Origin of the sequence: Pseudomonas sp. SIMBA_067 (assembly GCF_046534675.1) — a bacterium.
Lineage (GTDB): Bacteria > Pseudomonadota > Gammaproteobacteria > Pseudomonadales > Pseudomonadaceae > Aquipseudomonas > Aquipseudomonas putida.
Genome location: NZ_JAWRYH010000004.1, coordinates 42,052 through 62,777, shown reverse-complemented (window position 1 = coordinate 62,777; position 20,726 = coordinate 42,052). Strand labels below are relative to the sequence as shown.

General features: G+C 60.5%; 18 protein-coding genes. 2 read left to right on the top strand and 16 right to left on the bottom strand.

The window, feature by feature from the left end:
• Positions 1–116: 116 nt before the first annotated feature.
• The 4 genes from SB765_RS10830 to SB765_RS10815 form a co-directional block, all read right to left on the bottom strand.
• Positions 117–842: a dienelactone hydrolase family protein gene (locus tag SB765_RS10830; protein WP_341796333.1), complete on the bottom strand. Its 726-nt coding sequence runs from the start codon at positions 840–842 to the stop codon at positions 117–119.
• A gap of 64 nt (positions 843–906) precedes the next feature.
• Complete coding sequence (gene htpG / locus SB765_RS10825) at positions 907–2,811, bottom strand: molecular chaperone HtpG (RefSeq protein ID WP_341796334.1); 1,905 nt, start codon at positions 2,809–2,811, stop codon at positions 907–909.
• Positions 2,812–2,880: 69 nt separating this feature from the next.
• Complete coding sequence (locus SB765_RS10820) at positions 2,881–3,363, bottom strand: PaaI family thioesterase (protein ID WP_016498700.1); 483 nt, start codon at positions 3,361–3,363, stop codon at positions 2,881–2,883.
• The gene (locus SB765_RS10815) at positions 3,360–3,836 is read right to left on the bottom strand and encodes a PaaI family thioesterase (protein ID WP_410931305.1); all 477 of its coding nucleotides are present in this window, start codon (positions 3,834–3,836) and stop codon (positions 3,360–3,362) included. The genes SB765_RS10820 and SB765_RS10815 overlap by 4 nt, the downstream gene beginning before the upstream one ends.
• A gap of 154 nt (positions 3,837–3,990) precedes the next feature.
• On the opposite strand from SB765_RS10815, the gene SB765_RS10810 reads away from it, so the two are divergent.
• On the top strand, positions 3,991–4,293 hold the full coding sequence (locus tag SB765_RS10810) for a hypothetical protein (protein ID WP_016498698.1): 303 nt from the start codon (positions 3,991–3,993) through the stop codon (positions 4,291–4,293).
• 67 nt (positions 4,294–4,360) lie between these two features.
• Here SB765_RS10810 and SB765_RS10805 read toward each other — a convergent pair whose 3' ends face one another.
• The 11 genes from SB765_RS10805 to sdhC form a co-directional block, all read right to left on the bottom strand.
• A complete protein-coding gene (locus SB765_RS10805; RefSeq protein WP_063424499.1) occupies positions 4,361–5,110 on the bottom strand; it encodes a DUF599 domain-containing protein in 750 nt (249 codons plus the stop codon).
• 247 nt (positions 5,111–5,357) lie between these two features.
• Complete coding sequence (gene brnQ, locus SB765_RS10800) at positions 5,358–6,671, bottom strand: branched-chain amino acid transport system II carrier protein (RefSeq protein WP_016498696.1); 1,314 nt, start codon at positions 6,669–6,671, stop codon at positions 5,358–5,360.
• 373 nt (positions 6,672–7,044) lie between these two features.
• Positions 7,045–7,929, bottom strand: a complete 885-nt coding sequence (gene sucD / locus SB765_RS10795; RefSeq protein ID WP_003254203.1) for a succinate--CoA ligase subunit alpha — start codon at positions 7,927–7,929, stop codon at positions 7,045–7,047.
• On the bottom strand, positions 7,929–9,095 hold the full coding sequence (sucC, locus tag SB765_RS10790) for an ADP-forming succinate--CoA ligase subunit beta (protein ID WP_008091914.1): 1,167 nt from the start codon (positions 9,093–9,095) through the stop codon (positions 7,929–7,931). The genes sucD and sucC overlap by 1 nt, the downstream gene beginning before the upstream one ends.
• Before the next feature lie 172 nt (positions 9,096–9,267).
• Positions 9,268–10,704, bottom strand: coding sequence for a dihydrolipoyl dehydrogenase (gene lpdA / locus SB765_RS10785; protein ID WP_341796336.1), 1,437 nt, complete (start codon positions 10,702–10,704; stop codon positions 9,268–9,270).
• Between the two features lie 93 nt (positions 10,705–10,797).
• Positions 10,798–12,018 carry a 2-oxoglutarate dehydrogenase complex dihydrolipoyllysine-residue succinyltransferase gene (gene odhB / locus SB765_RS10780; protein ID WP_341796337.1) on the bottom strand — a complete coding sequence of 407 codons (1,221 nt, stop codon included), beginning with the start codon at positions 12,016–12,018 and terminating at the stop codon, positions 10,798–10,800.
• 42 nt (positions 12,019–12,060) lie between these two features.
• Complete coding sequence (locus tag SB765_RS10775) at positions 12,061–14,892, bottom strand: 2-oxoglutarate dehydrogenase E1 component (RefSeq protein ID WP_341796338.1); 2,832 nt, start codon at positions 14,890–14,892, stop codon at positions 12,061–12,063.
• 244 nt (positions 14,893–15,136) lie between these two features.
• Positions 15,137–15,841: a succinate dehydrogenase iron-sulfur subunit gene (locus SB765_RS10770; RefSeq protein WP_008091906.1), complete on the bottom strand. Its 705-nt coding sequence runs from the start codon at positions 15,839–15,841 to the stop codon at positions 15,137–15,139.
• 11 nt (positions 15,842–15,852) lie between these two features.
• Positions 15,853–17,625: a succinate dehydrogenase flavoprotein subunit gene (gene sdhA / locus SB765_RS10765; protein WP_016488281.1), complete on the bottom strand. Its 1,773-nt coding sequence runs from the start codon at positions 17,623–17,625 to the stop codon at positions 15,853–15,855.
• 3 nt (positions 17,626–17,628) lie between these two features.
• A complete protein-coding gene (sdhD, locus tag SB765_RS10760) occupies positions 17,629–17,997 on the bottom strand; it encodes a succinate dehydrogenase, hydrophobic membrane anchor protein (RefSeq protein WP_016498691.1) in 369 nt (122 codons plus the stop codon).
• Entirely contained in the window at positions 17,991–18,377 is a 387-nt protein-coding gene (sdhC, locus tag SB765_RS10755) for a succinate dehydrogenase, cytochrome b556 subunit (protein ID WP_008091902.1), read from the bottom strand. The genes sdhD and sdhC overlap by 7 nt, the downstream gene beginning before the upstream one ends.
• Positions 18,378–18,729: 352 nt before the next feature.
• Between sdhC and gltA the strand changes: the two genes are divergently transcribed.
• Positions 18,730–20,019, top strand: coding sequence for a citrate synthase (gene gltA, locus SB765_RS10750; RefSeq protein ID WP_016488282.1), 1,290 nt, complete (start codon positions 18,730–18,732; stop codon positions 20,017–20,019).
• Between the two features lie 100 nt (positions 20,020–20,119).
• Here gltA and SB765_RS10745 read toward each other — a convergent pair whose 3' ends face one another.
• Positions 20,120–20,725, bottom strand: a complete 606-nt coding sequence (locus SB765_RS10745; protein ID WP_341798913.1) for an START domain-containing protein — start codon at positions 20,723–20,725, stop codon at positions 20,120–20,122.
• Between the last annotated feature and the right edge of the window lies 1 nt (position 20,726).

Below are 20,726 nucleotides of genomic sequence, written 5' to 3'. Positions count from 1 at the left end.
TTTCGGGGCTGCTGTGCAGCCCATAGCCGGCAAGCCAGCTCCCACAAAGAGCGGCGTACGCTGTACCAGTGGGAGCTGGCTTGCCGGCGATGGGGCGCAAGGCGCCCCCTGCTATATCAGCGCTGGAACACTTCTGTCAGCAGGTTGTGCATCGCACGGAAAGCCCGTTCCGAGGTGCGGCGGTCATACTGCATCTTGCCCGGTACATTGGCATTCGGGTCGGTAAACGAGTGCACCGCCCCGCCATAGCTCAGCAACTGCCAGTCAACCTTGGCCGCGTTCATCTCGTCCTCGAACGCCGGCAACTGCTCCTTCGGCACCAGTGGGTCCGACGCGCCGTGCAACACCAGCACCGAACCCTTGATGTGCTTGGCATCTTCCGGGTTCGGGGTATCCAGCGTGCCATGGAACGACACCGCAGCCTTCAGGTCGGCGCCAGTACGTGCCAGCTCCAGGGCGCAGCAACCGCCAAAGCAGAAGCCGAAGGTTGCCACCTTGCCAGGCTCCAGCAGTGCCTTGGACTGCGCCAGCAGCTGCTCCAGCGCCCCCTTCATGCGCTTGCGCAGCTCGCTGCGGTCGTTCTTCAACGGCATCATCGCCGCCCCCGCCTCGTCGGCATTGGACGGCCGCACCGATTGCCCATACAGGTCGGCAATCAGCACCACGTATCCCTTCTCGGCCACTTCCTTGGCAATGCGCTCGGCACCTTCGCCAATACCCATCCAGTTCGGCGCCATGACAAGCCCCGGGCGCCCCAGCGCGCCGGGCTCGTATACAAGGCGGCTTTCATAGGTCTTGCCAGACAGGTGATAAACCAGCGATTCGACGATTACCTTGCTCATCAAGCACTCCTTAAGGCTTCACCATGAGAAAAGCCCGCCGAAGCGGGCTTTCCTTTGCATCAACTCAAGCAGACAGCTCGACCAGCAGCTTGTTCAGGCGACGAACGTAAGCCGCCGGGTCCTTCAGGCTATCACCGGCCGCCAGCGCCGCCTGATCGAACAGGATGTGCGACAGCTCGGCGAAGCGGTCTTCGCTTTGCTCGTTGTCGAGCTTCTCGATCAGCGGGTGGGTCGGGTTGAATTCGAAGATCGGCTTGGACTCCGGCACCTTCTGCCCGCTGGCCTCGAGGATCTGGCGCATCTGCAGGCCCAGGTCCTGCTCGCCGATGGCGAGGATCGCCGGCGAGTCGGTCAGGCGGTGGGACACACGCACTTCAGCGACGCTGTCACCCAGCGCCCCTTTCAGACGCTCGACCAGGCCTTCCTTGTCCTTGGCGACTTCTTCCTGGGCCTTCTTGTCTTCTTCGGAGTCCAGCTTGCCCAGGTCGAGGTCGCCGCGGGCGACGTCGACGAAGGCCTTGCCGTCGAACTCGTTGAGGTAGCTCATCAGCCACTCGTCGATGCGGTCGGTCAGCAGCAGCACTTCGATGCCTTTCTTGCGGAAGACTTCCAGGTGCGGGCTGTTCTTGACCTGCGCGTACGACTCGCCGGTGAGGAAGTAGATCTTGTCCTGGCCTTCTTTGGCGCGGGCTAGGTAATCCGCCAAGGCAACGCTCTGCTCGCCGCTGTCGTCGTGGGTGGAGGCGAAGCGCAGCAGGCCGGCAATCTTCTCTTTGTTGGCGAAGTCTTCGGCCGGGCCTTCCTTCAGCACCTGGCCGAAGTTTTTCCAGAAGCCCTTGTATTGTTCAGGCTCGTTCTTCGCCAGTTTATCCAGCATGTCCAGCACGCGCTTGGTCAGCGCGGTCTTCATCGAATCGATGATCGGGTCTTTCTGCAGGATCTCGCGAGAAACGTTCAGCGACAGGTCGTTGGAGTCGACCACACCTTTGATGAAGCGCAGGTACAGCGGCAGGAACGACTCGGCCTGGTCCATGATGAACACGCGCTGCACGTAAAGCTTAAGGCCGCGCGGTGCTTCGCGCTGGTACAGGTCGAACGGTGCGCGAGCCGGCACATACAGCAGCGAGTTGTATTCGAGCTTGCCTTCGACCTTGTTGTGGCTCCAAGCCAGCGGGTTTTCGAAGTCATGGCCGATGTGCTTGTAGAACTCCTGGTATTCCTCGTCCTTGATCTCGGTACGCGGACGGGTCCACAGGGCGCTGGCACGGTTGACGGTTTCCCACTCTTCGGCTGGCTGCTCTTCGCCTTCAGCGGCAACCTGCTCCTTCGGCAGCTGGATAGGCAGGGCGATGTGGTCGGAGTACTTCTTGACCACGTTGCGCAGGCGCCAGCCATCGGCGAACTCTTTCTCTTCCTGCTTCAGGTGCAGGACGATGCGGGTACCGCGCTGTGGCTTGTCGATGGTGGCGACTTCAAATTCGCCCTCGCCTTTCGACGACCAGTGCACGCCTTCGGCAGCAGGCTGACCGGCGCGACGGCTGTACACGTCGACCTTGTCGGCCACGATGAACGCGGAGTAGAAGCCCACGCCGAACTGACCGATCAGGTGCGAGTCCTTCTTCTGGTCACCGGTGAGGTTCTTCATGAAGTCGGCGGTGCCGGACTTGGCGATGGTGCCAAGGTGAGCGATGACGTCTTCGCGGCTCATGCCGATGCCGTTGTCCTCAAGGGTAACGGTACCGGCATCCTTGTCGAAGCTCAGGCGAATTTTCAGCTCATCGCCACCTTCAAGCAGCTCTGGCTTGGCCAGGGCTTCGAAACGCAGTTTGTCCACGGCGTCGGAGGCGTTGGAAATCAGCTCCCGCAGGAAGATTTCCTTGTTCGAGTACAGCGAATGAATCATGAGGTGCAGCAGTTGCTTCACCTCGGTCTGGAAGCCCAGCGTTTCCTTTTGTGTTTCCACAGTCATGGTCTTCGAAACTCCGATCTGATTGCAGTGGCGCCTGGCGGCCAGTTCGGCCTGCGTTAATGGCGGATGTCATTCAGATGGGGGCTGCCCGGATGATTTCAAGGGCTTTTCCGGCTCGATCTTGAAATGCGCACGGGCGGTGGCAATTGGCGCCTGCCTGTCGCCCTGCCAGGCAGTAATAGCCACATTGGTCACCCGGCGGCCCTGGCGCCACAGCTGGCATTGGGCGTAGGTATCGCGAAAGTGCCCGGCGCGCAGGTAGTCGATGGAAAAATCGATCACCTTCGGGATACTCGCGCTTTCGCTGTAGATCAGCAGGTACAGCGCGGCGGACAGCTCCATGAAACCCGCAATCACGCCACCATGGATGGCGGGCAGCAACGGGTTGCCGATGTTGTCGGGGTTGGCTGGGAGGCGGAACAGAAGGTCATCGCCCTGGCGCTCGCATTCGATGCCAATCAGCCCTGCGTAGGGAATCAGTGCCAGCAATGGCCGGTAATCACCGACCGCGTGGGCGGCGTTGAGTTGCTGGCGAACCGCGTACGGAATCATGCGCCGCCCTCCTTCAGGTTATTGCCGAACCGGATACCGCCCTTGATCTCCTGGCCCAGGCGCATGAAGGTCCCCACCACTTGGCAGATCGGCTGGTCGGGGTCGTCCTGGTAGGCGGTGCCACGGGTGAAGATCACGTCGCGGGTAACCCGGTAGCACTGGGCGTGGCCGTAGATGGCCTTGCCGGCTTCGGCCGGGTGCATGTAGTCGATGCGCAGATCCAGTGTCGGGCACACCTCGAAGCGCGGCAGCACGCACAGGGTGGCCATGCCGCAGGTGGTATCCATCAGCGTGGTCAGCGCCCCTCCATGTACCGCGCCCGTTTGCGGGTTGCCGACAATGGCCGGCGACCAGGGCAATACCAGGGTCATGCCATTGCCATCGGCCTGGGCCACACGCATGTTCAGCAACTGGCAATGTCTAAGGGCCGAGAGAAAACGCTCGGCCATGGCCATCAAGGTTGAATCGCTCATTCGCTGTTTCCACGCGCACTGCCGCAGCGGCATAAAAATGTTAAAAAGTCTATATAGAACGGTGCGTTATATATCTGTAGTCTTCGCGGAACTTATTCCGCGTAGTTGCACTCGAAGGAACAAGTCACTTATTCCACCAAGGAGAAACACACCCATGCGTAAACCTTTTGCTTTTGCTCTGATGCTGGCCGCTGCCATGGGCCTGGCCGCTTGCGATAAAGCGAGCGAAGACAAAGCCCAGGACGCACAGCAACACGCCGAGCAAGCCCAGGAGAAAGCGGGCGAAGCTCAGGATAAAATGAACGAAGCCGCCAAGGAAAACGCTGAAGCCGCCAAAGATCAGGCTGAAGCCGAGCAGAAGGCTGCCGAAGAAGCCGCTCCGGCTACTCCGGCTCCGGAAGCCGCGCCAGCTACCCCTGCGCCAGAAACTGCTCCGGCAGAACCTGCCAAGCAGTAATTGGCTAAAACAAAAAAACCCGACACTGTCGGGTTTTTTTGTACCTGCAATTTACGGATTAAACGTTTCAGTTACCCGTGGCCGTACTTTCCCGGGCCGGTTCACCCGGCACACTTTCCGTGGGCGTGAACACCATCACATCCAGCACATCCGAATGGAACTCGCGACGGTAGAGAATCAACACTACCCCGACGCTCATGGCCATGAACAACCACGGGCTGATGAACCAGCTCAACATGGCCATGCCAAAGTAATACGAACGCAGGCCCAGGTTGAACTGGTTGGCGGCAAGCGACAATACCCGCGCCGCCCGCGAGGCGAATGCCTTGCGCTCCAGTTCGTTGACCAGCCGCTCCCCGATCATGGGCGCCGAACCCACCAGCACCGCTGCAAAGTTGTATTGGCGCATGCACCAGCTGAACGTGAAAAACGCGTAGACGAAGACCGTGGCCAGGCACAGCAGCTTGATCTCCGACATGCCCTGGGAGGTCTGCTGCACCAGCGGCAAGTCGGCCAACAGCGACAGCGCCCGGTCGGAGGCACCCAGCACGGTAAGGATGCCGGCGAGGATGATCAGCGTGCTGGAGGCAAAGAACGACGCGTTGCGTTCGAGGTTGCCGATCACGCTGGCATCGGCGATACGGTTGTCGCGCAGCAGCATGCGGCGCATCCAGTCCTCACGGTACAGGTGCAACACGCTGGCAAGGCACGCGGTGTCGCGGCCCTTCCAGATGGCATAGCGGGTATAGCCACCCCAGCACAGGGCAAACCAGGCGATAGCCAGCAGGTTGTTGAGGTTGCTTTGGATGAAGTTCATGCAGGGTTCCCGAAAGGGCCAGATGCCTAGAGGATAGGGATCAGGTTTCGACGCTGGCAAGCGGCAAAAGACACAGCTGCACTGTGAAATGTGCATGGCTGGCGCAATCAGCTGTAGGAGCGCAAGGCAAAGGGGTTGCCCAAAAAAAGCCCCGCTTCCTTTCGGATGCGGGGCTTTCGCGTCTAGACCCTTGGCGAGCACCCTCCGGCTTGTGGCCGGTGCCGCCCTCAGGCTTCAACTTTTCAGGTCAGGCCAGCGCCTCGCGCGGCTTGCCAAGCATGCGGTCGCAGGCCACGGCGCCAACCAGAGTCACCACCGAAGGCACCAGCCAGGCAAGGCCTTGGTCGCTCAGCGGCAAGTGCGCCATGAAGTCCGGCAGCACGTGGGCGATGCTGCTGCCCTTGATTGCGTCGACCATGCCGAACAACAGCGACACCAGCATCACCGGCGCCAGGATGCGGGTCGGCGAGTTCCACAGGTCTTTCACGAAGCTCAGGCCCACCACCACGATGCAGGGTGGGTAGATGGCGGTGAGTACCGGGATCGAGAACATGATCAGCTTGGTCAGGCCCAGGTTGGAGATCAGCAGCGAGGAGCCTGCCAGGATCACTACCAGCGCACGGTACGACAGCGGCAAGATCTGGCTGAAGTACTCGGCACAGGCGCAGGTCAGGCCAACCGCAGTCACCAGGCAAGCCAGGGCGATGAGTACGGCGAGGAAGCCGCTGCCCAGCGAGCCGAAGGTGTGCTGCACGTAGGCATGCAGTACCGCCGCACCGTTGGTAGCGTCAGCCGCGATATCGTGGCTGCCGGCACCCAGACGGAACAGGCTGATGTACACCAGGGCCAGGCCGACACCGGCGATCAGGCCGGCGATGATGGCGTAGCGGGTGATCAGCTTCGGCGACGTGACACCGCGCGAGCGGATGGCGTTGACGATGACGATACCGAACACCAGGGCACCCAGGGTATCCATGGTCAGGTAGCCATCGGAGAAGCCCTTGGAGAACGCGGCGGCGGCATAGGCCGGCTGTGCTTCACCAATGGTGCCGGCCGGCAGCGCGAAGGCAGCGATGCCCAGCACGGCCAAGGCGATGATCTTCAACGGGGCCAGGAAGCGGCCGACGGTGTCGAGCAGCTTGCCCGGGTACATGGACACGGCCAGCACCACGGCGAAGTACACCAGGCTGTAGATGAACAGCGCCAACGGGCTTTCACCGGTCAGCGGTGCAACACCTACTTCGAACGACACGGTCGCCGTACGCGGGGTGGCGAACAGCGGGCCGACCGACAGGTAGCACACAGCCGCCAGCAGGCCGCCGAAGAATTTGCCGATCGGGCTGCTAAGGGCATCCATGCCGCCACCGACCTTGGCCAGGGCGACCACGGTGATGACCGGCAGACCCACGGCGGTCACCAGGAAGCCTAGTGCTGCCATCCAGACGTGCGGGCCGGACTGCAGACCGACGATAGGCGGGAAGATGATATTGCCCGCGCCAACGAAAAGCGCAAACGTCATAAAGCCAAGCGCCAGGATATCCTGGCCTTTGAGAACTTTCATTTAAGGTAGTACCACACTGCTGAAATCGGGATTCGAGAAGGGATTTCCCCAGGGGTGAGGGAAATGCTGCCCGGCTTGATAGGCCAGACCCGTTTAGCGTGTCGTTCCCTTTTGGGGAGCGGGCACAGAGTGGCGCGTAGATTAACCGTTTTACCCGGCAAACGCACTGTTACAGTGCTGCTTGTCCGATGTGCGTACATGTTTGTCGTCTGGATATCTGTGCCAAGCGATAATTTATTGCCAATTAGCGTGAATGTCTGGTGGAAAAACCTGATAAAAACTATCGAATGTTCCATGTCGATAAAATATCCGGCGCAACAACGACAAAGGCCACCCGAAGGTGGCCTCTGTGCGCGTGGGGGGTGTAGCAGTATTACTTCTTGGCTTCCCAGCCAGTCAGCTCGGCCAGGGCCTTGCCGATGTCAGCCAGGGAACGCACGGTCTTCACACCAGCGTCCTGCAGGGCGGCGAACTTCTCGTCCGCAGTGCCTTTGCCGCCGGAAATGATGGCGCCAGCGTGGCCCATGCGCTTGCCCGCAGGTGCAGTAACACCGGCGATGTAGGAAACGACTGGCTTGGTCACGTGGGCCTTGATGTAGGCCGCGGCTTCTTCTTCAGCCGAACCGCCGATCTCACCGATCATGACGATCGCTTCGGTCTTCGGGTCTTCCTGGAACAGCTTCAGGATGTCGATGAAGTTGGAACCCGGGATCGGGTCACCGCCGATGCCGACGCAGGTCGACTGGCCGAAGCCGGCGTCGGTGGTCTGCTTCACAGCTTCGTAAGTCAGGGTGCCGGAACGCGAAACGATACCGACCTTGCCTGGCAGGTGGATGTGGCCTGGCATGATGCCGATCTTGCACTCGCCCGGGGTGATGACACCTGGGCAGTTAGGGCCGATCAGGGTAACGCCCAGCTCGTCGCACTTGACCTTGGCATCCAGCATGTCCAGGGTAGGAATGCCTTCGGTGATGCAGACGATCAGCTTGATGCCGCCGAAGGCAGCTTCCAGGATCGAGTCTTTGCAGAACGGAGCCGGTACGTAGATGACCGAAGCGTCAGCGCCGGTAGCTTCCACGGCTTCCTTGACGGTGTTGAACACCGGCAGGCCCAGGTGGGTGGTGCCACCCTTGCCTGGGGTTACGCCGCCGACCATCTTGGTGCCGTAGGCGATGGCTTGTTCGGAGTGGAAAGTACCCTGCGAGCCGGTGAAGCCCTGGCAGATGACTTTGGTGTCTTTATTGATCAGGACGCTCATTACTTGCCCTCCGCAGCTTTGACAACTTGTTGAGCAGCGTCGGTCAGGCTGGTTGCCGCAATGATGTTCAAACCGCTTTCTGCCAGTACTTTAGCGCCCAGTTCGGCGTTGTTGCCTTCGAGGCGAACCACAACCGGAACTTTGACGCCGACTTCTTTCACTGCACCGATGATGCCTTCGGCAATCATGTCGCAGCGAACGATGCCGCCGAAGATGTTGACCAGGACGGCCGCGACATTGCTGTCGGACAGAATGATCTTGAAGGCTTCGGTAACGCGCTCTTTGGTAGCACCACCGCCAACGTCGAGGAAGTTGGCTGGCTTGCCGCCATGCAGGTTGACGATGTCCATGGTACCCATGGCCAGGCCGGCACCGTTGACCATGCAGCCGATGTTGCCTTCCAGGGCCACGTAGTTCAGCTCGAAGCTGGCAGCGTGGGCTTCACGAGGATCGTCCTGCGACGGGTCGTGGAAGGTTTTCAGCTTAGGCTGACGGTACATGGCGTTTGCGTCGATGTTGATCTTCGCATCCAGGCAGTGCAGGTCGCCGTCGGCCTTGATGACCAGCGGGTTGACTTCCAGCAGGGCCAGGTCGTGTTCTTTGAACAGCTTGGCCAGGCCTACGAAAATCTTGGCGAACTGTGCAACTTGCTTGCCTTCCAGACCCAGCTGGAATGCCAGTTCACGACCCTGGAACGGCTGAGCGCCGACCAGTGGATCGATAGTAGCCTTGATGATCTTCTCAGGAGTTTCGTGAGCGACTTTCTCGATGTCCACGCCACCTTCGGTGGAGGCCATGAACACGATACGGCGGCTCGAGCGATCGACTACAGCGCCCAGGTACAGCTCTTTGGCGATGTCAGTGCAGGATTCGACCAGGATCTTGGTCACTGGCTGACCGTTGGCGTCGGTCTGGTAGGTTACCAGGCGCTTGCCCAACCATTGCGCAGCGAACGCCTTGGCGTCTTCCTTGCTGCGAACCAGCTTGACGCCGCCCGCTTTACCGCGACCACCTGCGTGAACCTGGGCTTTTACAACCCACTCGGAACCGCCGATCTTGTCGCAAGCTTCTGCTGCAGCTTCAGGGGTATCGACTGCGAAACCCTTGGAAACTGGCAGGCCGTATTCAGCGAACAGCTGCTTACCCTGATACTCGTGAAGATTCATGCTTTTTACCGTCTTCGTTAGGTACTGCGCTTCGGCGCTGCGCCATTACTGGCGCCGCACCACCTGTGACCGTTGACCCCGGGTTTTCCCGTGTGATCCGGTCCGGCGGACGTTCCGCGGTGAGTCATGCACGCAAGACTCACGACGGGCTGCCCGCCGTGGTTTCTTATAATTAACGCTTCTTACGGTTGGCCACGTGAATGGCGCCGCCATTCACCGCCAGCGCTGCTTCATGCAACGCTTCGGACAGGGTTGGATGGCTGAAGACCATCATGCCCAGATCCTCGGCACTGGTGCCGAATTCCATTGCGATTGCACCCTGCTGCACCAGTTCGGCAGCCGATGGGCCAATCACGTGTACACCCAGAACGCGGTCGGTCTTGGCATCGGCGATGACCTTGACGAAACCACCGGTGTCGTTGGCTGCCATCGCACGGCCGCTGGCCGCGAACGGGAAGGTGCCTACGTTAACCTCAACACCCTCGGCCTTCAAGGACTGTTCGGTCTTGCCGACCCATGCAATTTCAGGGTGGGTGTAGATAACCGACGGGATCAGGTCGTAGTTCATCTGGGCCTTGTGGCCCTTGATGCGCTCGACAACCATGATGCCCTCTTCCGAGGCCTTGTGGGCCAGCATCATGCCGCGTACCACGTCACCGATGGCGAACACGCCCGGAACGCTGGTGGCGCAGTGATCGTCGACGAAGATGTAGCCACGCTCGTCGATGGTCACGCCGCTGTCCGAAGCCAGCAGGTCGGTGGTTACAGGGCGACGGCCGACCGCAACGATCAGCTTGTCGAAGGTGATCTTCTGCTCGCCTTCGGCGTTGGTGTAGGTCACTTCAACTTCGTTGCCGTTGACTTTCGAGCCAGTGACGCGAGCGCCCAGCTTGATGTCCAGGCCTTGCTTGGTCAGGGTCTTCTGGGCTTCTTTCGACACGGCAGTGTCGGCAGCCATCAGGAAGGTGTCCAGGGCTTCCAGGACGGTAACTTCAGCACCCAGGCGAGCCCATACCGAACCCAGTTCCAGGCCGATCACGCCAGCACCGATAACGCCCAGGCGCTTCGGTACGCTCTGGAATTCCAGGGCGCCGGTGGAGTCGACGATGACGTTCTGGTCGACCGGAGCCGGCGGAATGTCGATCGGGCGCGAGCCGGAAGCCAGGATCACGTTGTCGGCTTCGATGACTTCGGTGGTGCCGTCAGCCTTGGTGACTTCGACTTTCTTGCCAGCCAGCAGCTTGCCGTGGCCCTGGATCGAAGTAACGCCGTTGGCCTTGAACAGGGTGGCAACGCCACCGGTCAGGTTCTTGACGATGCCAGCCTTGCGGCCAACCATCGCAGCAACGTCCATCTTCACTTCGCCAGTGGAGATACCGTGGACGTTGAAGCTCTCTTTGGCTTCCTTGTACTTCCAGGAGCTGTCCAGCAGCGCCTTGGAAGGAATGCAACCTACGTTCAGGCAGGTACCGCCCAGGGCCAGCTTGCCCTCGGCGTCAGTGTATTTCTCGATACAGGCAGTCTTCAGACCAAGTTGGGCAGCCTTGATAGCAGCAACATAGCCGCCAGGACCTGCACCAATCACCACTACGTCGAATTTCTGGGTCATAAAAGATTCCTTATCAGCAACTAGCTACAAGCCGCGAACCGCGCGGCATGGCTTCTCGCGAAGCCAGGGCCGGCACGGTACGCAGCCAGAGGGTTAGATGTCCAGCAGCAGGCGGGACGGATCTTCCAGCAGGTTCTTGATAGTGACCAGGAAGGTTACCGCTTCCTTGCCGTCGATCAGGCGGTGATCGTACGACAGCGCCAGGTACATCATCGGGCGAATCACGACCTGGCCATTGATGGCCATCGGGCGCTGGATGATGTTGTGCATGCCGAGAATGGCGGCCTGCGGCGGGTTGACGATCGGGGTCGACATCATCGAACCGAAGGTACCACCGTTGGTGATGGTGAAGGTGCCACCGGTCATCTCTTCGATGGACAGTTTGCCGTCACGGGCCTTCTTGCCGAAGGTGGCGATGCCGTTCTCGATTTCAGCCAGGCTCATCGATTCGGCGTTACGCAGTACCGGTACCACCAGGCCACGGTCGCTGGACACGGCAACGCCGACGTCGGCGAAGCCGTGGTAGACGATGTCGTTGCCGTCGATCGAGGCGTTGACCGCCGGGAAGCGTTTCAGGGCTTCGGTAGCGGCCTTGACGAAGAACGACATGAAGCCCAGGCGCACGCCATTGTGGGTCTTCTCGAACAGGTCCTTGTACTTCGAACGCAGGGCCATGACTTCGGTCATGTCCACTTCGTTGAAGGTGGTCAGCATCGCCATGTTGGACTGGGCTTCGACCAGACGCTCGGCGATCTTGGCACGCAGGCGGGTCATCGGCACGCGCTTCTCGGTGCGGTCGCCAGCAGCGACGACAACCGGGGCAGCAGCAGCGGCAGGCTTGGCAGCCGGGGCAGCGGCAGGTGCCGACTTCTTGTTGGCAACAGCAGCAACCACGTCTTCCTTGGTGACGCGACCGCCTTTACCGGTACCGGCAACGGCAGCCAGGTCAATGCCGTTTTCTTCAGCCAGCTTGCGGGCGGCCGGGGCAGCAACCGGGTCATCTTCGCCAGCAGCGACAGCAGCGGCAGCCGGAGCAGCAGCAGGAGCGGCTGCGGCGGCAGGAGCCGCGGCAGCACCGCCTTCAACGATCGAGCCCAGCAGTTCGTCGGACAGGACGGTGTCGCCCTCGCCCTTGACGATGTCGCCCAGCACGCCATCGGCGGTAGCCAGTACTTCCAGGACAACCTTGTCGGTCTCGATGTCGACGATCAGCTCGTCACGCTTGACGGCGTCGCCCGGCTTCTTGTGCCAGGTGGCAACGGTGCCATCGGCAACCGATTCCGGGAAGGTTGGGGCTTTGATCTCGATAGCCATTATCTGTGTTTCCTTAAATTCGGTTTCAGGTGCGCGAAGGCGTTAGACAGTGAAGGCGTCTTGCAGCAGTTTTTCCTGCTGTTCGGCGTGCTTCGAAGCGTAACCACAGGCTGGTGCGGCAGACGCGTCGCGACCGGCGTATTCCAGGACCAGTGCCTTGTTGTGGCGGCCCAGGATACGGCGCATGTGGTGCTGGCTGCTGTACCAGGCGCCCTGGTTCATCGGCTCTTCCTGGCACCATACGGCGTGCTTGAGGTTGCTGTATTGCGCCAGGATTTCGACCAGGTCGTCTTCCGGGAACGGGTACAGCTGCTCGAGACGCAGGATGGCGATGTCTTCGCGGCCTTCGGCACGGCGTTTTTCCAGCAGGTCGTAGTAAACCTTGCCGCTGCACAGCACCAGGCGCTCGACCTTGGCCGGATCGATTGCGTCGATTTCCGGGATCACGGTCTGGAACGAGCCTTCTGCCAGTTCTTCCAAGGTCGAGATGGCCAGCTTGTGGCGCAGCAGCGACTTCGGCGTCAGGACTACCAGCGGCTTGCGCAGCGGGCGGATGACCTGGCGACGCAGCAGGTGGTAGATCTGTGCCGGAGTGGTCGGTACGCAGACCTGGATGTTGTGCTCGGCGCACAGCTGCAGGTAACGCTCCAGACGCGCGGAGGAGTGCTCCGGGCCCTGCCCTTCGTAACCGTGTGGCAGCAGCATGGTCAGACCGCACAGGCGGCCCCACTTGTGCTCACCGCTGGTGATGAACTGGTCGATCACCACTTGCGCACCGTTGGCGAAGTCGCCGAACTGGGCTTCCCAGATCACCAGCGCGTTCGGCATGGTGGTGGAGTAGCCGTATTCGAAGGCCAGTACCGCCTCCTCGGACAGGAACGAATCGTACAGATCGAAACGTGGCTGGCCTGGGAACAGGTTCTGCAACGGAATGTAGGTGCTGGCGTCCTTCTGGTTGTGCAGCACCGCGTGACGGTGCGAGAAGGTGCCACGGCCGATGTCCTGGCCGGTCATGCGGATCGGGTGACCTTCGAACTGCAGGGTGGCGTAAGCCATGGTCTCTGCATAACCCCAGTTGATCGGCAAGCCACCGGCCTGCATCTTCTGACGGTCTTCGTAGATCTTCGACACCTGACGCTGGACCACGAAACCTTCCGGCAGCTCAAGCAGCTTGGCCGACAGATCCTGCAGGGTCTTGAGGTCGAAGCGGGTGTCGTGACGCGCGGTCCAGGCATGGCCCAGGTACGGACGCCAGTCGACGAACAGCTCGCGGTTCGGCTCCTTGACCAGGCTCTTCACCACGTGCAGGCCATTGTCCAGCGCGTTGCGGTACTCGTCGATCTTGGCCTGAGCGCGCTCGGCGTCGATGCGACCGGCCTGGATCAGCTGCTCGGCATACAGCTCACGGGTAGTGCGCTGCTTGCTGATTTGCTGGTACATCAGCGGCTGGGTGCCGTTAGGCTCGTCAGCCTCATTGTGGCCACGGCGACGGTAGCAGACCAGGTCGATGACCACGTCACGCTTGAACTGCATGCGGTAGTCGATGGCCAGCTGGGTGACGAACAGCACTGCTTCCGGGTCATCGCCGTTCACGTGCAGGATCGGCGCCTGGATCATCTTGGCAACGTCGGTGGCGTACTCGGTGGAGCGCGCGTCCAGCGGGTTGCTGATGGTGAAACCAACCTGGTTATTGATCACGATGTGCACGGTACCGCCGGTCTTGAAACCGCGGGTCTGCGACATCTGGAAGGTTTCCATGACCACGCCCTGGCCGGCGAATGCTGCGTCGCCGTGGATCGAGATCGGCACCACCTTGTCGCCAACGGTGTCGTTGCGGCGGTCCTGACGGGCGCGCACCGAACCCTCGACCACCGGCGAAACGATTTCCAGGTGGGACGGGTTGAACGCCATGGCCAGGTGCACTTCGCCACCCGGGGTCATCACGTTCGAGGAGAAGCCCTGGTGATACTTCACGTCACCGGAGCCCAGCTCGTTCATCTTCTTGCCTTCGAACTCGTCGAACAGCTCGCGCGGGTTCTTGCCGAAGGTGTTCACCAGCACGTTCAGGCGGCCACGGTGGGCCATGCCGATCACGACCTCCTTGGCGCCGTAAGAGCCGGAACGCTGGATCATTTCATCCAGCATCGGAATCAGGCTCTCGCCGCCTTCAAGGCCGAAACGCTTGGTGCCCGGGTACTTGGTGCCCAGGTACTTTTCCAGGCCCTCACCGGCGGTCACGCGCTCGAGCAGGTGAGCCTGCACGTCAGCGGAAAACTCCGGACGACCGCGCACGCTTTCCAGACGCTGCTGGAACCAGCTGCGCTGCTCGGAATCGACGATGTGGGTGAATTCGGCGCCAATGGTGCGACAATATGTCTTCTGGAGTGCATCGAAGATGTCGCGTAGGCTCGCCTCCTCTTTGCCGATGAACAGGTCGCCGGCACGGAAGGTCGTATCAAGATCGGCATTGGTCAAGCCGTAGTGATTGATCGACAGGTCTACGGGCGCTGGACGCTGCCACAACCCCAACGGGTCAAGCTTGGCAGCCTGATGGCCGCGCATACGATAGGCCTGGATCAGTCGCAGAACTTCAACCTGCTTCTTCTCGTGTTCACTGCTCACGCTCCCGGCGGACACCGGTTGGGCGCGGCGCTGGTTCTTTGCCAGCAGTACGAAATGGTCGCGGATTGTCGAGTGCGATACATCAGTAGCGGTGCTGCCGTCGGCTGGCAACTTCTGGAAGTAAGTGCGCCACTCTTCTGGCACAGCGTTAGGGTCGTGCAGGTAGAGTTCGTAGAGCTCTTCCACATATGCAGCGTTACCACCTGAAAGGTGGGCGCTATCCCACATGCGCTGCATCACGCTTTCTTGCATGCTTGGTCACCCTCGATTAGGGGACTGATCGACAAGAGCCACAGCAAACCTGGAAAAGTCCGAATAAAGCGACTGAACCACGCCACTTGGATCCTGCTGATTTTCCGGGTACCAGCCCGGAAAGCCCCTGCTGGTCTCATATCTTCATAGGTATGAACGCGGGCTTTGTGGGCCCTTGTTCGGGTTTTACCTCAGTGCGGGCTCACACCCGCACCTCGGCATACTGCAGGTACAACACGTTGTATCAGGTGCCGCTTTGCAGCAGCATGTTACGTACGTGACCGATTGCCTTGGTCGGGTTCAGACCTTTCGGGCAAACGTTTACGCAGTTCATGATCCCGCGGCAGCGGAATACGCTGAACGGGTCATCCAGGGACGCCAGGCGCTCCTGAGTCTTGGTGTCACGGCTGTCGGCCAGGAAGCGGTAGGCCTGCAGCAGTGCGGCGGGGCCCAGGAACTTGTCCGGGTTCCACCAGAACGACGGGCAGGAAGTCGAGCAGCAAGCGCACAGGATGCACTCGTACAGACCGTCCAGCTTGTCACGCTCTTCAGGCGACTGCAGACGCTCGATGGCCGGGGCCGGCGTGTCGTTCTGCAGGAATGGTTTCACCTTCTCGTACTGCTTGTAGAAGATGCTCATGTCGACGACCAGGTCACGAATGACCGGCAGACCCGGCAGCGGGCGCAGAACCAGCTTGTTGCCCTTGACCACGCCCGACAGCGGGGTGATGCAGGCCAGGCCGTTCTTGCCGTTCATGTTCATGCCATCGGAACCGCACACGCCTTCACGGCAGGAGCGACGGTACGAGAAACCCTCGTCCTTTTCCTTGATCAGCGCCAATACATCCAGAACCATCAGGTCCTTGCCGCCGGTATCGACGTCGAACGACTCCATCTTGGGCGCCGAGTCGGTGTCGGGGTTGTAACGATAAACTTCGACTTTCAACATAGCAGCCACCCTTAGTAAGTCCGGATTTTTGGCTCGAAGGCCGGAACGGTCTTCGGCGCAAAGTTGACGCCGCGCTTGGCAACGCGCTTCTCACCCGGGTAGTACAGGGTGTGGCACAGCCAGTTTTCGTCGTCACGGTCTTCGAAGTCTTCACGGGCGTGAGCGCCGCGGGACTCTTTACGGGCTTCGGCCGCGATGGCGGTAGCTTCGGCGACTTCCAACAGGTTCTGCAGCTCCAGCGCTTCGATACGCGCGGTGTTGAAGGCCTGGGACTTGTCGTTGATCTTGACGTTGGCGATGCGGTCACGCAGGCCGGCCAGTTGCTCGATACCCTTGAGCATGTACTCGCCGGTACGGAATACACCGAAGTAGTTCTGCATGCAGCTCTGCAGCTCGCGCTTGAGGCTGGCAACGTCTTCGCCAGTGGAGCGCTCGTTGAGCTTGTTCAGGCGGTTCAGGGCAACTTCGATGTCGGTGTCGCTGGCGTCGAGATGCTCGATGCCGTCGCTCAGCGCCTTCTCCAGGTGCAGGCCGGCAGCACGGCCGAACACCACCAGGTCGAGCAGCGAGTTGCCGCCCAGGCGGTTGGCACCGTGAACCGATACGCACGCCACTTCACCTACGGCGAACAGGCCAGGGATGATGTGATCCTTGCCTTCTTCGTCCATGGTGATCGCCTGGCCATGAATGTTGGTGGCAACGCCGCCCATCATGTAGTGGCAGGTCGGAACGACCGGCACCGGCGCGACGACCGGGTCGACGTGGGCGAAGGTCTTGGACAGTTCGCAGATACCTGGCAGGCGGCTGTGCAGCACTTCCTCGCCCAGGTGGTCCAGCTTCAGCAGTACGTGGTCCTTGTTCGGGCCCACGCCGTTGCCGGCGATGATTTCCTTGACCATGGAACGGGCAACCACGTCGCGGCCGGCCAGGTCTTTCGCGTTCGGCGCGTAACGCTCCATGAAGCGCTCGCCGTGGGCGTTGATCAGGTAACCACCTTCACCGCGGCAACCCTCGGTGACCAGTACACCGGCGCCAGCGATGCCGGTCGGGTGGAACTGCCACATCTCGATGTCCTGCACCGGTACACCGGCACGCAGGGCCATGCCGATACCGTCGCCGGTATTGATCAGGGCGTTGGTGGTGGAGGCGTAGATACGGCCCGCACCGCCAGTCGCCAGAACGGTGGCCTTGGACTTGATGTACATGGTTTCGCCGGTTTCGATGCAGATCGCGATCACACCGACAAAGGCGCCTTCCTGGTTCTTCACCAGGTCAACGGCATAGTACTCGTTGAGGAAGGTGGTACCGGCTTTCAGGTTGCCCTGGTACAAGGTGTGCAGCAGCGCGTGACCGGTACGGTCGGAAGCGGCACAGGTACGGGCGGCCTGGCCACCTTTACCGAAGTCCTTGGACTGACCACCGAACGGACGCTGGTAGATGCGGCCGGTTTCGGTCCGCGAGAACGGCAGGCCCATGTGGTCCAGCTCGAAGACCGCAGCCGGGCCTTCCTGACACATGTATTCGATAGCGTCCTGGTCACCGATGTAGTCGGAACCCTTGACGGTATCGTACATGTGCCAGCGCCAGTCGTCGTTCGGGTCGGCCGAAGCGATGGCGCAGGTGATGCCGCCCTGGGCGGATACAGTGTGCGAGCGGGTCGGGAAGACCTTGGTGACTACGGCAGTCTTGTGGCCGCCTTGAGCCAGTTGCAGCGCAGCACGCATGCCGGCGCCGCCGCCACCGATGATGATGGCGTCGAAGGAAATGGTTGGAATGCTAGCCATGGATCAGATACCCCAGAGAATCTGCACACCCCAGACGAAGTAAGCGAACATCGCAACGCCGCATACCGCCTGGAACAGGAAACGAATCGCAGTTGCCGACTTGCCGAACGACATAGGCGTCAGGTAGTCGGTTGCAATGGTCCACATGCCGACCCAGGCGTGAGCGCCCAGGGCAACGAGGGCCAGCAGACTGAAGATCCGCATCGCGTTGTTGGAGAACAGACCATGCCACTGGGTGTAGTCGATGCCTGGGTGGGCGATCACGTAGCCGATCAGGAAGAGGAAGTAAGCCGCGAGAACGACCGCAGAAACGCGCTGCGCCATCCAGTCATAGAGGCCCGAACGCGACAGGTTCGTGACATTGGTTACCATACCCAAACTCCCACCAGAACGATCAGCACCACGGAGATGACGATCACGATTTTCGAGCCCAGCTTGCCGCCTTCCAGCGTCTCACCGATACCCATGTCCATGATCAGGTGACGAACACCTGCCACGAGGTGATAAAGCAGGGCAGACAGCAGACCCCAGGTCACGAATTTGGCCAGCGGGCTGGTCAGACACGCCTTCACCTCACCGAAGCCTTCCTCGGAACCCAGCGATTTGCCCAGTGCATAAAGCATGATGGCAAGGCCGATGAACAGGATGACGCCGGAGATACGGTGCAAGATGGACGTGTACGCAGTGACAGGGAGCTTGATGGTCCTTAGGTCTAGGTTTACAGGTCGTTGGCTTTTCACGGCTTTTTTCACACTGAAGAGCCCCTAGCGAATCAGGGCAAAGTTGTTGGTAAGTGTACTGGTCAGGTACCCACCACCCAGGGAACGGCGACCCCCAGCAGTTCGGGCTTGCAAGCCCCTGGCGGTCGGGTGCCGAGTATAGACAGTTAGGCTGCTTATGACAACGTGACGGGGTAGCCCAAATAGCGCATTGCCTTTAACGAACAAAAGGCGTAAATGGGCGAGAATTTCGGGAAAAATCAGGCTTGAATGCCTGTTTCAACAAGCCTTTAGGCAAATTGACATCTGGATTTATCCCTCTATAGTGGTGCGGGCCCTGCGTGGGGGGTCTGTCTGATGATTTCAAGCATTAATAGGAGGCCACATGGCTGACAAAAAAGCGCAGTTGGTCATCGAGGGCGCTGCCCCCGTCGAGCTGCCCATTTTAACCGGCACCGTTGGTCCTGATGTAATCGACGTCCGCGGGTTGGGGGCCACTGGTCACTTCACCTTCGACCCTGGTTTCATGGCGACTGCCTCGTGCGAGTCGAAGATCACCTACATTGACGGCGACAAAGGTATCCTGCTGCACCGCGGCTACCCGATCGAGCAACTCGCCGAGCAATCCGACTACCTCGAAACCTGCTACCTGCTGCTCAACGGCGAACTGCCGAATGCCGAGCAGAAGGCCCAGTTCGTCAGCACCGTCAAGAACCACACCATGGTTCACGAGCAGCTGAAGTCCTTCTTCAACGGCTTCCGCCGCGACGCTCACCCGATGGCGGTGATGTGTGGCGTGGTCGGCGCCCTGTCGGCGTTCTATCACGACTCCCTGGACATCAATAACCCGCAACACCGCGAAATTTCCGCGGTGCGCTTGGTCGCCAAGATGCCGACCCTGGCCGCGATGGTTTACAAGTACTCCATGGGCCAGCCAATGATGTACCCGCGCAACGACCTGTCGTACGCGGAAAACTTCCTGCACATGATGTTCAACACCCCGTGCGAGATCAAACCGATCAGCCCGGTGCTGGCCAAGGCAATGGACCGGATCTTCATCCTCCACGCCGACCACGAGCAGAACGCCTCCACCTCCACCGTCCGCCTGGCCGGCTCGTCGGGTGCCAACCCGTTCGCCTGTATCGCCGCCGGTATCGCCGCACTGTGGGGCCCGGCCCACGGCGGTGCGAACGAAGCCGTCCTGACCATGCTCGATGAAATCGGCGATGTCTCGAACATCGACACGTTCATCGCCAAGGCCAAGGACAAGAACGACCCGTTCAAGCTGATGGGCTTCGGTCACCGCGTGTACAAGAACCGCGACCCGCGTGCCACCGTGATGAAGCAGACCTGCGACGAAGTCCTGCGCGAGCTGGGCATAAAGAACGACCCGCAGCTGGAACTGGCCATGCGCCTCGAAGAGATCGCCCTGACCGATCCGTACTTCATCGAACGCTCGCTGTACCCGAACGTCGACTTCTACTCGGGGATCATCCTCAAGGCAATCGGCATTCCGACCAGCATGTTCACCGTGATCTTCGCCCTGGCACGTACCGTGGGCTGGATCTCGCACTGGAAAGAAATGCTCTCCAGCCCGTACAAGATCGGCCGTCCGCGCCAGCTGTACACCGGCGAGCAAAAACGCGACATCACTGCACTGAAAGACCGCAAGTAAGCTTTTTAGCCGAACGCAAAAAGGCTGCCCTCGGGCAGCCTTTTTTATTCCAGGTCCTGATGGCCGCAGCTCGACCCTTGCGGGAGCCCCGCGTTAAACCTCAGTTTTTCTCAGCCCGTTCGCGCAGCCCTTTCAGGGTATTGAACGGCGCATCCACCACGAACTTGTTGGCCACCATCGCCGGCACGCTACCACCCGGCTCGGTGTGCACCTGGTAGGTCACTTCCGTGCTGTCGCCCTTGGGCACCAGCTTCCAGAAGCCCTCAACCTTGGCTACCCGCACAAAGCCCTTCTCTTCCGGTAGATAGGTCGGCTCTTCCTTCAGGTTCCGCACCAGGCTGCCGTCCGCTGCCTTGACAGTGGTCACATGCAGAATCGAATCCCGCGGCGTCACCGGCCATGGCGTATTGAACTGGGTGTAGGTCCAGCTCTGGTCACCCTCATGCTTGAGCAGCTTCTGCGACTTGCACTCGTGAATCCATGCGCAGGCGCCGACCACGTCTTCCTGCAACGCCTGCACCTTGGCCAGCGGCGCCTTGATCACGGTGACACCCTGATAAGCCTTGTACTTGGAGCCCGCCACTTCGCTGAGGGATACCTTGATCCCCTCCTCGTCCTTGGCCACCTGCCAGTTCTCGGCCCAGGCCGCAGGCGACAGCAGAACACCCACGCCACACAGCAGTGCAATACGCTTGAACGATCTCATA